Genomic DNA, 13582 nt, shown 5'->3' on the forward strand with positions numbered 1-13582 from the left:
ACGGCGTCTTCGTGCAGCCTGCGGGCGGCATCCGCTGGCACGGCTGCCGGCCGGTGCGGACGCGGTTCCACCGCCGACTGGTACGCGTCAACCGCCGCGAGCAGGCGCTGGCCAGAATCGAGCCCGGCGCCCGTGAGCCCCCGCGGATAGCCGGAGCCGTCGAGCCGCTCACGGTGCGCCCCCGCCAGCGCTGCCACCCGCCGCAGGCCGGACACCCTTCCAAGGATGCGCTCGCTGAGGAACGGGTACATTTGCATCCGTTCCCGGTCCATGGAGGACAGCCCGGCTGCCTTGTCCCAGACCGCATTGGAGACACCCATGCGGCCCAGGTCGTGGACCCACCCGGCACGGCGCAGCAGCTCCACCCCGTCCGCGGGAAAGCCGGACGCTTCGGCGGCGCGGGCCGCGAGGGCGGCCACGGACCGGGAATGGCCTGCCGTCCAGGGGGACTTCAGGTCGGCAAAGTCCCCCATGGCGGCCAGGACGGCATCCATGCCGGCCTCGGTCAGCTCGTCGTCCCCCGGGGCCGCGGCGAGGGCTGCCGGCCACGGGTCCGCCTCCAGCAGCCCCGCCGTCAGGCCGGCGGCCCGTGCGCAAAACAGCTCCGCCAACTCTGGGTCGAACTGCGTGCCGCGGCGCTGCCGGACCATGTCCACCGCGGCCGGCAGGCCGCCTGTCCGCAGGAACACCTCGGCTGTGTCCGCCAGCTGCGCGATGCGCATTTCCAGCGGAATTTCGACGCCGGACCTCCCCGCCGGGAGTCCCTTGCCGTCCCAGCGCTCAAAGGCATGGCCCAGGATCGCCGGCATGGCCGGGTCCAGCCCCACCCTGTCGGCGAGTTGCCCGGCGGAGAGGCAGTGCGAACGGATCAGCTTCCTGACCGCCGTGCCCGCCGTTGCCGCGAACTGCGACTGCCGGGCGGCGCGCCGCAGTGGCGGCAGCTCTGTGCCGGTGTGGTGCAGCATCAGCGACAGCATGGGCAGCCCGTGGGCGTCAATGAGGTAGTAGTCGGCCCGGAAGCCGATGTCGTCGCCAAAACGGGCAGCCAGTTCGAAGGAGTCCGCATGGCAGCCAATCCAGGCCAGCAGGTTGGCATAGTAGGTCCGGGCCCGCGCCTCCGGCCCAAGTCCCAGCAGATCGGCCATCCGCACCCCCAGCAGCATGGCGCGCAGCATGTGCTCCATGGGCTGGCCAAGCCCCAGGTCGATGGCCAGGGACAGGGCCGCCAGCACTTCGGCGCGCCTGGCCGTGGCGGGGGGCCGCGGCACTGCGCCCGCCGGCCCGTGGGCCGTGGGAGACCGGAAGGAGCCGCCGAAATCCTGTGCCGCCACACCCCCATTCTACGGCGGGCGCAGGTTCCGCACCGGTTTCAAGTGCCGGCCGCTGCCGGTCCCGCGGCCGCCGGGAGTGCCGGGCGCCCCGCCCCGCCCACGGGTGCGAGCAGGGCGTCCTGCAGCCCGGGCGCCAGTCCGGCAGGCACGTCAACGTCCACTGCCAGTGCGTGCAGCGCCCTGCTGAAATAGTTGCGGGCCGCGGCAGCCAGGGCGATGTCCACAATCTCCCTGTCGCTGAAGCCGGCGTCACGCAGGGACTGGGAATCGGCGTCGTCCATGGTGGCGGAGGCGGTGCTGAGCTTCAGGGCGAAGTCCATCATGGCCACCTCACCCGCGGGGAGGCCGGCGGTGCGGTAGTCGCGTGCCACGCGCTCCAGCTGCTCCGCCGGCATGAACTTCAGTGCCTTGAGGCCGTGTGCCAGCAGGCATGCGGCGGAGCCGAGGCCGCGTGCAGCGGCCAGCGTCACCAGCTCGTAGCGCCGCACGCCCAGCGAGCCGGCGATGGCCGCCTGCAGCGCCCGCCAGGCAGCAAGCGCCTCGGGATTCAGGGCCATGGCGCGGGTGTGGCTGGGAACGTAACCCATGGCCTTGAGGTCGTCGGCATACAGTTGTGCCACGGGTCCCGCGGCAGCCGATTCGGGAATGGTTTCAATGATGCTCATGGTGCTGCGCCGCCCTTTCATGATCCGGTATGTGGTGGGGTGCCGCGGTGGATGGGTACCTGATGCCCAGGTCCGCCGCAAACAGGCCCCGCTGGGGGAGCCAAAAATCGCCCAGGCGTGCCTGGCCGGGGAGCGGCCGCAGGGTGCCCGCGTCCTTGCCCCCAATGGCGGCACGGCTGCGCGTGACGGCCCAAATCCGCAGCGGCCTGGCCTGGAAACTTTGGCCGTTGGGGACAATCCCGGCAAGTTTCATCCGTCCCGCACCCAGCGCTGGCCCCATCATGGCGGCCATGGCGTTGACCACACCGTCCCGGCGCCACAGTGCGGCAGGAAATCGCAGGGCCGTTGCCGTTGCAGCCCGCGTGACCCACGTTGCGCCGAATTCCAGTTCCCACTGCACCACGCCGGGTACGCGCACCGTGAGTGCCGCGGGCCCGGTCCACTCGGCATTGACCGGAGCGGTGGCGGCCCGCGCCAGGGCGGCGCCAAAGTATCGGGCACAGCTGAGCTCCGGCGGGGCATCTGCGTAAATCGTCCACTGTCCGGCGGGGGTGCGCAGCCATACGGCACGGTACCCCGGGCCCACCGAACTTGTGGGGAAGCGCCGGAATGCCAGGTAATGGCCGGAACCAAAGGGCACCCCGACCACCGCGTAGCCGGCAAAGTGTTCTGCGGTGTCGGGCGGCTGGATGGCTTCCAGTTCCGCCGCTTCTGCCCATTCCCGTGGTGTGGTTGTCTTCATGGCCGTCTCCCTTTTTTGCCCTGGTCCGGCCAGCATAGGGCCGCAGCGCTTCGGAGGCATGGGGCAGATGACCCATTTGTGCCGTGGGGAATTGGGGCGGGGATTTCCTAGCGAAGTTCGGCGGACATGGCCACGCGCCGGCCCATGGCGTCGAGCCCCAGCGCTGCTTCCTCGCGGCGCAGCTGGCGCAATTCAGGGGCCAGCGCCCGGTCGGCCAGCTCGGCAAAGCCGCAGCTGGTGTAGAACGGGCCATTGAAGGGCACCTCGGCAAAGGTGCACAGCGTCATCGCGCGGAATCCTGCCTCAAGGGCCCACGCCTTGGCCGCCATGACCAGCGCCCGCCCGATCCCCTGCCGGGCATGCTCGGGGCTGACGGCCAGCTGGGCCAGGTGCGCCTGGCCATCGACAATTTCCAGCCGGGCAAAGCCCACGGGGGGCCTCCCGGCAACCATGATGTGGAACGCGCCCGCATAGGATTCCGCAGTGCCGGGCGGCGGAAAGTCCGCCGGCGCCCCCGGAGGGAACGGCGGGTCCAGGGTGGCAAATGCCTGGTCCGCGTCCGCTTCCAGGGCAGGCAAAAGCGAGAATTCACTCAGCGCCGCGGGACGGATTTCCAGCATGGAACGATCCTACGGCTTGACACCGACACCCTCTTCTCGTGTACCTTCAATCTTGACCACACGGGAGCCCCGAAGCAGGGGCTGAGACACGGGCTGCAGCTGCCCGGGACCGTTGAACCTGTCCGGGTAATGCCGGCGAAGGAAGTGAGCACCACCCTGTGAATTCCACCGAACAAAGCCCTGCCCACACGCTGTCCTGGCTGACTGACCCCGACCACGGCCTGCGGGTCCCTGTGACGTCCATTGCACTGGAGGATTCGGCGCCAGGCCGGGAGAATCCGCCCCTTCAGGTGTACCGGACAGCGGGCCCGGGCAGCGACCCGGTCCGCGGACTGCCGCCGCTGCGCGACCCCTGGATTGCGGCTCGCGGGGATTGCGAAAACTATCAGGGCCGGGCGCGCGAACTGCTCGACGACGGTCGCTCGGCCCAGCGGCGCGGCGCCGCCTCCGCGGAATGGCGCGGTACGAGGAGGGCGCCGCTGCGGTCGCGTGAGGGACGCACCGTGACCCAGATGCATTACGCCAGGGCCGGCGTCGTAACCCAGGAAATGCGTTTTGTGGCGCTCCGCGAAAACTGCGACGTGGAACTGGTGCGCCGCGAGCTGGCGGCCGGCCGGGCCATCATTCCCAACAACATCAACCACCCCGAGTCCGAGCCCATGATCATCGGCAGGGCCTTCCTGGTGAAGATCAACGCAAACATCGGCAACTCGGCCGTCACCAGCTCCATCGCCGAAGAAGTGGACAAGCTCCAATGGGCCACGCTGTGGGGCGCCGACACGGTCATGGACCTCTCCACGGGTGACGACATCCACACCACGCGGGAATGGATCATCCGCAACTCCCCGGTCCCGATCGGCACCGTTCCCATCTACCAGGCCCTGGAAAAGGTCAACGGCGAGGCGGACCAGCTCACGTGGGAGATTTTCCGCGACACCGTGATCGAGCAGTGCGAACAAGGGGTGGACTACATGACCATCCACGCCGGTGTACTGCTGCGCTACGTCCCGCTAACGGCCAACCGGGTCACGGGGATCGTGTCCCGCGGGGGGTCCATCATGGCCGGCTGGTGCCTGGCGCACCACCGGGAGAATTTCCTTTACACCCATTTTGACGAGCTGTGCGAGATCTTTGCCCGCTACGATGTTGCCTTCTCCCTCGGCGACGGCCTGCGCCCGGGCTCCACGGCCGACGCCAACGACGCCGCCCAGTTTGCGGAGCTGGACACCTTGGCCGAGCTGACCAGGCGGGCCTGGGAATTCGACGTGCAGGTCATGGTGGAGGGGCCCGGCCACATTCCCTTCCACCTGGTCCGGGAGAATGTGGAGCGCCAGCAGGAGCTGTGCGACGGCGCCCCGTTCTACACCTTGGGCCCGCTGGTCACCGACATTGCCCCGGGCTACGACCACATCACCTCGGCGATCGGTGCCACGGAGATCGCCCGGTACGGGACGGCCATGCTCTGCTATGTCACGCCCAAGGAACATCTGGGGCTGCCCAACAAGGACGACGTGAAGACAGGCGTCATCACCTACAAGATCGCGGCGCATGCGGCCGACATGGCCAAGGGCCACCCGGGTGCGCGGGACCGTGACGACGCCTTGTCCAAGGCCCGCTTTGAATTCCGCTGGCGGGACCAGTTTTCGCTGTCCCTGGACCCGGCGACGGCGGAGGCCTTTCACGACGAGACGCTGCCCGCCGAGCCGGCCAAGACGGCGCACTTTTGCTCGATGTGCGGCCCCAAGTTCTGCTCCATGCGGATCAGCCAGGACATTCGGGACGCCTACGGCGACACGGCGGAGCAGGAGCTGATCGCCGGCGGCATGGCGGCCAAGAGCGCCGAGTTCCGGGCGGCCGGGGCCACGGTGTACCTCCCCGAGCTGGTGGTTCCCCGCCCCTAGCGCCGCCGATCGGGGCTGGACGACCGCTTCGGCCTTCCGAACGCGCCACGTGGGTGACCCGCTTCAGCCCCTCAGCGGCCGGTAGACCTGGACGACGACGCCGCTGGGGAAGGGGGTGCTCCCAACCAGCTCAAGATGCCGTGATTCCGAAAGCCGGTCGAACAGGGCCTGGCCGCGCCCCAGGACCATCGGCTGGACCAGGAGGCGGTACTCGTCGATCAGGTCCGCCGCGGCGAGCCCGCCGGCAAGCCCGGCACCTCCCCAGACGATCACGTCGGGGCCCGGCTCTGCCTTGATGGCGGCGATCTCGGTGGCGAGGTCGCCGCGCGCGACCCTGGTCTGCGGCCACGTGGCCTCGTCGTCGCGGAGCGTGGCCGAGAACACGACCTTGGGGATGTCGTTCATTGGCGATGCGTAAGGGTCCTGCGAGGTGGGCCAGAACGACGACATCTCCTGGTAGGTGACACGCCCCATGAGATGTGCACCGGCCTTGCTGATCCCCTCAAGCTTCCACTGCTTCAACGCAGAGCCTTCGGGGACTGCCATCCCCGGATGCTCACGGACGCTGCCAACAAACCCGTCAACGGACATTGACATGTACAGGATGACATTCCGCATTGTTTGCTCCTCGATACTGCCGCACTGCTGCCGTCCTTCCATTCTGCGGCCATGCGGCGAACGGCGACAGGGCAACAAGGTGGCCGGCGCCACGGTGGACCATCCCGGGCGGGGGGCGGCCCCCCGCCTTGGCCGTGATCCACCGGTGGGCCGCGGGGTTGCTCGGCGTTTTAGACACGAAATGCCCGTCATTTAGAGGGAGGTACGGCTACCACGGTCAAATCTTCGTACCTAAAAGAGGGCATCGCGCGGATGCACATGTCCCACAGCCGTGCGGCCCTGTCAGTTTCCTTTGACGAGGAGAATCCGGTGCCGCAGACCGGGCCTGGTCCCGGTGATGCGCCTGGGCCGGACGGCGCCCTTGTTCGCGACACCGTCCGGGGAAGACGCCGCACCGGTGATCATCGCCCAGCGCCTGCGCAAGGGCGCCGCGAGGTCGCCAAGATCCCGTTCACCCCGTTCTCCCCGAGGACGAAGGCCGAACGGATCCCCGGGACGGATCCCCGGGCAGCTGGTCGTGCGCCGCATCCCCGAACTAAACCCGAAAGCCGCCAAGGAACCCAACATGCAACCCCACCGGCAGCAAGGCCGGCCCCACCACTGCCCAAAACCACCACATCATCAAAAACCGGAAATCAGACAGATCCCACACCAAGTCGGCAGCCCCGCTTAGCTGCCGTCCCCGGAGCCGGCCTCGAAGCCGGATTCGAGGCCGGATTCGAGGCCGGCGATGAATTCCTCAATCAGGGCCGCCCCCGCGTCGGAATCCTGCGGCCGGTGCCCGCCGCCGGTGACTTCGTGGCGGGCACCGGTGGCGGCGAGGTAGTCCGCGATCTCCTCATAGAGCGGCTCCCACCCGCCGGTCAGCACCAGGGTGGGCACCCCGGGGACAATGTGCACGGGGGCCTCCCAAAGCGGTGCCTGAAGGTGAATGCGGGCGGCGATCCGCGCCGAGGATTCAACCGGCCCGGGGCCCGGGAGCCGGCCCGGCAGCCCCGCTCCGCCACCGGCAATGCCGGGTCCGGCACCGCCCGGGCCGGCCATGGACGCCGTCAGCCTGCGGAATTCGGCGGAGAAGGCAGCGTCAGTCATCGTGGCGCTCCGGGAAAACAGCGGTTCCAGGTGCTCACGATAGGCGCTGGTGGCGGGCAATTCAGTGGTGAGCGAGAGCAGTGCCGGCTCCACCAGCACCAGGGACTTGACCAGTCCGGGCTGCTCCACGGCAGCCATCACAGCGGCAATGGCACCCTGGGCGTGGGCCACCAGGTGGGCGCCGCCGTCGAGCGCGTCAAGCACCATTCGTACATCCGCGGCATATTCGGTGGGCAAGGGAGGCGCCGCCGCGTCGAAGCCGGTGCGCTTGAGGAAGAGGGCATCGTAGCGCCCGGCCAGGCGGTGTTGGACCGGCCAGGCTGCCGCTCCGAAGCCGTCGATCCCGTGCACGAACACGATCCGGGGTTTTGTCATTCAAGCAGGGTACCGGATGGGCCTGACAGGGCATTGAACGGACACCCCCCACTACGCCACCGGGGAGACTGCTCCCTCAACCAATGTGTCGGCGGCGGAGTGCCCGTTGATGGGAAAGTGGCAGGCGGTCATGTGCGGAACGGTTCCGCGGGCTGCGGCGGAAGCCACGGCAGCCTCCACCTCGGCGGCAGGCATGGGGTCCGATCCGCCGCCGGGCTGCAGAGGCGGGACCACCCTCGCGCAAATGTCCTGCGCCATGGGGCAGCGGGTGCGGAACCGGCAGCCGCTGGGCGGGTTCATGGCGGAGGGCAGTTCACCGCGCACGCCCAGCTTGGCCTTTTGGCGCTCAACCACCGGGTCCGGAATGGGAATGGTGTCGATCAGCCCGCGCGTGTAATGGTGTTGCGGGTGCGAGTAGACCTCCGCAGCCGGCCCCACCTCCACCATCCGGCCCAGGTACATGACGGCAATGACGTCGGAGAGGTAGCGCACCACTGACAGGTCGTGGCTGATGAACAGATATGTCAGCTCGCGGTCGCGTTGGAGCTCCTTCATCAGGTTCAGCACCTGGGCCTGGATGGACACGTCCAGCGCGGAAACGGGCTCGTCAGCCACGATCAGCCCGGGCTGGAGGGCCAGGGCGCGCGCCAGGCCGATGCGCTGGCGCTGCCCGCCGGAAAATTCGTGCGGGTATCTCTCGGCTGCGCGGGCGGGAAGCCCGACGGCGGCCAGCAGCTCATCGACCCGCCCATTGCGGTCACGGGGGGTCCCCACGTGCTGGATGTCCAGCGGCTCGCGCAGGATGGAGCGCACGCGCATGCGCGGGTCCAGCGAGGCGTAGGAATCCTGGAACATGAACTGCACGTTCCGCCGCCCCTCCTTGGCCTCCCGGCCGCGCAGCTGTGAAATGCGCCGGCCGCGGAACAGGATCTTCCCGCCCGTCGGCACGTCGAGTCCCACCACCAGCCGGCCCAGCGTGGTCTTTCCGCAGCCCGACTCCCCCACCAGACCCAGTGTCCGCCCGCGGGGGATGGAGACGGTGATGTCGGCGACGGCGCTGATGTCGCCCACGTGCCGGCGCAGGATGGCCCCGGCCGTCACCGGGAAGTCCTTGACCAGGGCCTGCACCTGCAGGATCGGCACGCCGTCGGCCGGGATGAACGTGGTGGGCGCCACCCAGCCCCGCCCGCCAGCCTCCGCAGCCTCCACCCGGGCAACCTCCGGCACCACGGTGCGCAGGTCCATGGGCTCGGGTTCATGCAAGGGCGTGGTGCGCGGGACAAAGCAGGCAAATTCCTGCGGGCCGTAGGGCGTGTTGATCCGGGTCATGGGCGGCACCTGGGCCCGGCAGGCGTCCACGGCAAAGCGGCAGCGCGGAGCAAACCGGCAGGCGGGCGGCGGCTCCACGAGGTCCGGCGGCAGGCCCGGGATCGAGTACAGACGCTCTCCCGTGCCGGCCGCGCGCTCTGGCAGGGCCTCGAACAGGGCGTCGGTGTAGCGGTGCTTGGGGGCGGCAAACAAGGTGTGGACGTCCGCCATCTCGGCCACCTTGCCGGCGTACATGACCACCACACGGTCGGCGCTGCCGGCGATGACGCCCAGGTCGTGCGTCACCAGGATCATGGCCATGTGGAACTCCTGGCGCAGCCTGTCCACGAGCTCCAGGATCTGCTTTTGCACCGTCACGTCCAGGGCCGTGGTGGGCTCGTCGGCGATGAGCAGCTTCGGCTGGCAGATCAGCGCCATGGCGATCATGACACGCTGGCGCTGGCCGCCGGAAAGCTGGTGCGGGAAGTCACGGGTGCGCTGGAGCGGGCTGGGGATGCCAACCAGGCTGAACATTTCCACCACCCGTTTCATGGCCTCCGCCTTGGACAGTCCGCGGTGGAGCATGAGCGGTTCCGCCACCTGGTCTCCCACGGGAATGACGGGGTTCAGCGAGGTCATGGGGTCCTGGAAGATCATGCCGATGTCCCCGCCGCGGATTTCACGCAGCCGCGGTTCCTCCAGCTGGACCAGGTCCTCGCCGTCGAAGAGGATTTCCCCGCCGGTGATGTGGCCGCCTGGCGGGAGCAGGCGCTCAATGGACATGGCCGTCATGGTCTTGCCGCTGCCGGACTCCCCCACCAGCCCCAGCGTTTCCCCGGCGTCCACATGCAGGCTGACGTGGTCGAGGGCATGCACCACGGACTTGCTCAGTGCGATGTCCGTACTCAGGTCCCTGATCTCCAGCAGTGCCATAATGCCTTCCCTTCCACATTTTCCGGGCCCAATCCCGTGCCGGGTTCCTTGCCAGGCACGACGCCGGCGGGCCGGGTGCCGCCGGCATGCTCCCTTGGGTTTTTTCTCAGCGCCGCTGCAGCCTCACCTCCACGGAGTCGCGCAGGCCGTCGCCCACCAGGTTGACGGCCACCACCACCACGATGATCAGGATCCCCGGAGGGTAAATGAGCCACCAGTAGTTGGTGAAGATGAAGGCCGTGCCGTTGCTGAGCATGCCGCCCCAGTCGGTGGCGGGCGGTGAAATGCCCAGGCCCAGGTACCCAAGGTAGGCGATGAGCAAAATCGCGTCCGCCACCTGGAATGTGGCGTTGACAATGACCGTGCCTATCACGTTGGGCATGATGTGCCGGAGCACCGAGTGCCACGAGGAGCCGCCCATGACCCGCACGGCCTGGACGTACTCGCGAACACGAAGCGTCAGGGACTCCCCGCGCACCAGGCGGGCGGGGACCAGCCACGCCGTGAGCCCCAGCACAAAGATCATGACCGGGATGCTGGGCCTGACGATGGTGACGATGAACAGCAGCAGAAACAGGATGGGGATGGAGAGGATCGCGTCCACCACGCGCATCATGACGGCGTCGACCAGGCCGCCGAAGAAGCCTGCGATGGCGCCCCACACCGTTCCGACAATGGTGGCGATGATGGCCGCTGCAAAGCCGATGGTCAAGGAAGCCTGCCCGCCCACCATGAGCCGGCCCAGCTGGTCATAGCCGGTTTCATCCGTGCCCAGCGGATGGCCGGGCCCCGGCGGGAGGTTGGTGGTCAACAGGTTCACGGTCACCTGGTCCGTGTGGTAGAAAAGCGGTCCCACGAAGCAGAACACCACCGCCAGGACCAGGACCACCATGCCGACGATGGCGAGCTTGTTTTGGATGAAGACCTCAAAGCCGAGCTGGAACATGCTTTTGGCCTGGCCGACGGGCAGCCCGGTGGGGGCGGCCGCTGCCGGTTCGGGTGGTGGCATTTCGCCGAGGGAATCCACCTGCGCCCTGCCTGGATCGCTCATAGCTTGACCCTCGGATCGATGATCGCCAAGGACACGTCAGCCAGCAGATTGCCGGCCACCGTGGCGAAGGCGGTGATGATGACCACGCCCAGCTCCACCGGGTAGTCAGATGATTGGGCCGCCTGCCAAAACAGCAGGCCCATGCCGGGGAAGTTAAAAATCGATTCCGTCACCAGTGCCCCGGCAAAGAGCGCCGGGAGCGACAGCCCCAGCAAGGTGATGATGGGGATCAGCGCATTGCGGAGCACATGGTGGTACAGCACGCGCTGCGGCGAAGCCCCCTTGGCCTGGGCCGTTCTCACATAGTCCTGGTCAATGTTGTCCAGCACCGAGGAACGCATGTAGCGGGAGAACCCGGCTATGCTCAGCAGCGCCAGCGTGACAACGGGAAGGACCATGGCATCGAACTGCTCGAAGATGGGTCCCACCCCGTTTGATTGCGGCGCTTCCGGCGGGAACCAGCCCAGGTTCTGGGAAAAAACCTCGATCATGATGATGCCGATGAAGAATGTGGGCGCCGCATAGAAAATGAAGGAAAGGCCGGTGGCGACGTAATCAAAGGTGCGGTTGCGCCTGACGGCCTGGTAAATGCCCAAGGGGACGGCCACGACCACCGTCAGGACCAGGGACAGCAGGCTCAGGACGATGGTTTTGGGCAGCCGCTGCGCAAGCAGCGAACTGACGGACTGGTTGAGCTTGATGGAAAAGCCGAAATTGCCCGTAAACCACTCGCCCAGCTGCCTGAAGTACTGGATCAGCAGGGGTTGGTCGTAGCCGTTCGCAGTGTTGAACTGGGCCACCTGGAGCGTGGTCGCCCGCGGCCCCAGGATGGCCCGTGCCGCCCCGCCGGGCAGCTGGTGCAGCAAGATGAAGACAATGACCGTCACCACCAGGACCACCAGGATGGACTGGGCCAGGCGGCGCAGTATGTAGCCAATCATGATGCCTTGCACCAGCTGTTCAGTAGTGCCATTCCTCGGGGTTGATGGCGCTGTACGGGTTTTGCACCGTTGCGCCCTGGAGCCCGTTGGCCACCTCAGTGAGGCTGTAGGTGTAGTTTGGCTGCCAAATGACCGGCAGGTCCTTCGCCAGGGCATCCTCGTAGGCCTGCATCACGGCAGTGCCACTTTGGGTGGTGGTGTCGATGATGAGCTTGTCGATGGCCGGGTTGGTGTAGCTGCCGCTGTTGGAGCCGGCACCCGTCTCCCAGAGGACTTCGCCTGTCGGGTAGTAGTCAGGTGCGTACACCCAGCCGCCACCCCAGTTGCCCATCTGCCACGTGCAGGTCTTGCCCGAGCAGGGGATCGCTGTTCCGGTCACCGTGTTGAACGGGGCCGGGGTGATGTTCAAGGTGATGCCAACCTGGGCTGCATTCGACTTCAGCGACTGCATGGCCGTGGTGATGGTCTGCTGGCCGCTTGCATACTGCAGGTTGAAGTCCAGCTTTGCCCCTGCCGCAATTCCGGGACCGCAGTCACCGGCCGCCGTTCCCGGCTTGGCACAAACGCTGGTGCCTCCGGCATTGACGGTCCAGCCGTTGTCCGTGAGGTACTTCTTTGCCGCGGCAATGCTGAACGGATAGGGATTGTTCTTCTCGGTTTGTGAGATCAACGGGCTGTCCGGGTAGAGCGGCACCGGGCCCGTGGTTTGCACGCCATAGTTCTTGGCTGCGGAACTGAGCACCCCGGGCTGGTCAACCACTGACTGCAGTGCCTGCCGGAAGTAGAGCTGCTTGAAGATCGGCCCCACTGTCGGGTTGTTGAAATTGATCGGGAAGTAGTTGACGCCGTAGAGGAACCACGGTGCCAGCTGGTAGTTTGCGCTCAACGGGTTTGGCCCCGCTTCCGCCGGTCCCGTGGTGGCAGACTTGGCGGCCGCCAGGTCCTGGGTCGGAAGGTAACCAACATCGATGGTGTTGCCTCCGCGCAAAACCTGGAATTCGGCGTCGTCCGTGGTGAAGGGGACCTCAATGAATTGCTTGAGGCTGGCCTTCACCGGCCCGGAATAGGTGGGGTTCGGAACAAACGTGATGTTGCCGTCGGCATTGAACTTGGACAGCTTCCACGGCCCGTCCACCACCTGCCACAGCGGGTTGGTGGCGTAGGTGGGCAGGTCCTTGGACTGGGCCACCAGGTACGCATAGACGGCGGCGCAGCCGGATTCGTTCGTGGCACAGTCGCCCTTGGTGCCGGCGGCCGTCATGTCCCAGGCATCCGGCATGGGCGTGATGGTGCTCAGCTGGTTGTAGAGGAACCACTGCTGGCTGTAGGCCTTGTCAGTGGTGAACACCACCGTCTTCGGATCCGGCGTGGACACGGAGACGATGTTGTCCGGGAACTGGCCGGGCGTGTAGGCGGCGTAATTCTTCTTTTCCGCTTTCAGCATGTTGTACCAGAACATCACGTTTTGGGCCGTGAGGCTCGTGCCGTCGGACCATTTGTAGTCCTTCAGCTTGATCGTGACCGTCTTCCCGCCGTTGCTGTAGACGGGCTCGGCGGCCAGGCTGAGCGAGTCGCTGACCTCCGCCTTGCCGTTGTTGCCAAACCAGTACATTGGCCGGAACAACAGGTACTGCAGGTCAGATGAATTGGAAACCGAAAAATTGGCAAGTGGCGAAAAAGGCCAAATCCAATTCGGCACCGTGTTTGGTGGATCGGCAAAGGTTGCCGTGTCAGCAGATTTCCCTGGGGCATTTCCTGAGGCCGTAGTCACCGTCGGGGAACCATTTCCCGAAGAGCAACCGGTCAATGCCAGCAAAACCACTGCAATGCTTCCAAAAATCCGGAAGGTCTTCTTCCGAATCCCCCCATGAGTCCGCAATTTTTTCATGATGCGCCTCCTGGCGGGAGCCGCGGCGGCAGATCTGTTTGGTCCTCACGCAGCTCCTAGGCTGGATTCTAGACCCACATTCCCGGGAAAGTCTGGGTACCTTCAAAAATTCCGGCA

At 66.8% G+C, this 13582-nt stretch carries 12 protein-coding genes and 1 riboswitch; of the genes, 2 read left to right on the forward strand and 10 right to left on the reverse strand.

What is annotated here, in order from left to right:
• The 4 genes from LPN03_RS12930 to LPN03_RS12945 all read right to left on the reverse strand — a co-directional run.
• A partial coding sequence (locus LPN03_RS12930) for an HD-GYP domain-containing protein (RefSeq protein WP_262454521.1) occupies positions 1–1331 on the reverse strand: 1331 nt, incomplete at its 3' end.
• 38 nt (positions 1332–1369) lie between these two features.
• Complete coding sequence (locus LPN03_RS12935; RefSeq protein ID WP_262454522.1) at positions 1370–1996, reverse strand: carboxymuconolactone decarboxylase family protein; 627 nt, start codon at positions 1994–1996, stop codon at positions 1370–1372.
• Entirely contained in the window at positions 1983–2738 is a 756-nt protein-coding gene (locus tag LPN03_RS12940) for a hypothetical protein (protein ID WP_262454523.1), read from the reverse strand. Before LPN03_RS12940 ends, LPN03_RS12935 begins: the two co-directional genes overlap by 14 nt.
• 107 nt (positions 2739–2845) lie before the next feature.
• Positions 2846–3358 (reverse strand): GNAT family N-acetyltransferase, encoded by a 513-nt coding sequence (locus tag LPN03_RS12945; RefSeq protein WP_262454524.1) that lies wholly within the window; start codon positions 3356–3358, stop codon positions 2846–2848.
• Between the two features lie 50 nt (positions 3359–3408).
• Positions 3409–3519: riboswitch (TPP riboswitch) on the forward strand.
• Here LPN03_RS12945 and thiC point away from each other — a divergent pair.
• The gene (thiC, locus tag LPN03_RS12950) at positions 3517–5259 is read left to right on the forward strand and encodes a phosphomethylpyrimidine synthase ThiC (RefSeq protein WP_316255796.1); all 1743 of its coding nucleotides are present in this window, start codon (positions 3517–3519) and stop codon (positions 5257–5259) included. It overlaps the preceding riboswitch by 3 nt.
• 63 nt (positions 5260–5322) lie before the next feature.
• Here the strand turns inward: thiC and LPN03_RS12955 are convergent, their stop codons facing one another.
• The 6 genes from LPN03_RS12955 to LPN03_RS12980 all read right to left on the reverse strand — a co-directional run bounded on the left by LPN03_RS12955 (position 5323) and on the right by LPN03_RS12980 (position 13189).
• Complete coding sequence (locus LPN03_RS12955) at positions 5323–5877, reverse strand: dihydrofolate reductase family protein (protein WP_262454525.1); 555 nt, start codon at positions 5875–5877, stop codon at positions 5323–5325.
• 669 nt (positions 5878–6546) lie between these two features.
• Entirely contained in the window at positions 6547–7344 is a 798-nt protein-coding gene (locus LPN03_RS12960) for an alpha/beta fold hydrolase (protein WP_262454526.1), read from the reverse strand.
• Between the two features lie 51 nt (positions 7345–7395).
• Complete coding sequence (locus LPN03_RS12965; RefSeq protein ID WP_262454527.1) at positions 7396–9585, reverse strand: ABC transporter ATP-binding protein; 2190 nt, start codon at positions 9583–9585, stop codon at positions 7396–7398.
• Between the two features lie 106 nt (positions 9586–9691).
• Complete coding sequence (locus LPN03_RS12970) at positions 9692–10636, reverse strand: ABC transporter permease (RefSeq protein ID WP_165181148.1); 945 nt, start codon at positions 10634–10636, stop codon at positions 9692–9694.
• Positions 10633–11577, reverse strand: a complete 945-nt coding sequence (locus LPN03_RS12975; RefSeq protein ID WP_262454528.1) for an ABC transporter permease — start codon at positions 11575–11577, stop codon at positions 10633–10635. The genes LPN03_RS12970 and LPN03_RS12975 overlap by 4 nt, the downstream gene beginning before the upstream one ends.
• A gap of 19 nt (positions 11578–11596) precedes the next feature.
• A complete protein-coding gene (locus tag LPN03_RS12980; protein WP_262454529.1) occupies positions 11597–13189 on the reverse strand; it encodes an ABC transporter substrate-binding protein in 1593 nt (530 codons plus the stop codon).
• Between the two features lie 34 nt (positions 13190–13223).
• On the opposite strand from LPN03_RS12980, the gene LPN03_RS12985 reads away from it, so the two are divergent.
• On the forward strand, positions 13224–13448 hold the full coding sequence (locus LPN03_RS12985; protein ID WP_262454530.1) for a hypothetical protein: 225 nt from the start codon (positions 13224–13226) through the stop codon (positions 13446–13448).
• The last annotated feature ends 134 nt before the right edge of the window (positions 13449–13582 follow it).

This window comes from Arthrobacter sp. A2-55 (assembly GCF_025548615.1).
GTDB classification, from domain to species: domain Bacteria; phylum Actinomycetota; class Actinomycetes; order Actinomycetales; family Micrococcaceae; genus Specibacter; species Specibacter silviterrae.

Coding starts and splice junctions, on each gene's coding strand:
- LPN03_RS12980 (WP_262454529.1), bottom strand. CDS start 13,189: ATGTACTGGTTTGGCAACAACGGCAAGGCGGAGGTCAGCGACTCGCTC.
- LPN03_RS12935 (WP_262454522.1), bottom strand. CDS start 1,996: ATGAGCATCATTGAAACCATTCCCGAATCGGCTGCCGCGGGACCCGTG.
- LPN03_RS12975 (WP_262454528.1), bottom strand. CDS start 11,577: ATGATTGGCTACATACTGCGCCGCCTGGCCCAGTCCATCCTGGTGGTC.
- LPN03_RS12960 (WP_262454526.1), bottom strand. CDS start 7,344: ATGACAAAACCCCGGATCGTGTTCGTGCACGGGATCGACGGCTTCGGA.
- LPN03_RS12965 (WP_262454527.1), bottom strand. CDS start 9,585: ATGGCACTGCTGGAGATCAGGGACCTGAGTACGGACATCGCACTGAGC.
- LPN03_RS12970 (WP_165181148.1), bottom strand. CDS start 10,636: ATGAGCGATCCAGGCAGGGCGCAGGTGGATTCCCTCGGCGAAATGCCA.
- LPN03_RS12940 (WP_262454523.1), bottom strand. CDS start 2,738: ATGAAGACAACCACACCACGGGAATGGGCAGAAGCGGCGGAACTGGAA.
- LPN03_RS12955 (WP_262454525.1), bottom strand. CDS start 5,877: ATGCGGAATGTCATCCTGTACATGTCAATGTCCGTTGACGGGTTTGTT.
- LPN03_RS12945 (WP_262454524.1), bottom strand. CDS start 3,358: ATGCTGGAAATCCGTCCCGCGGCGCTGAGTGAATTCTCGCTTTTGCCT.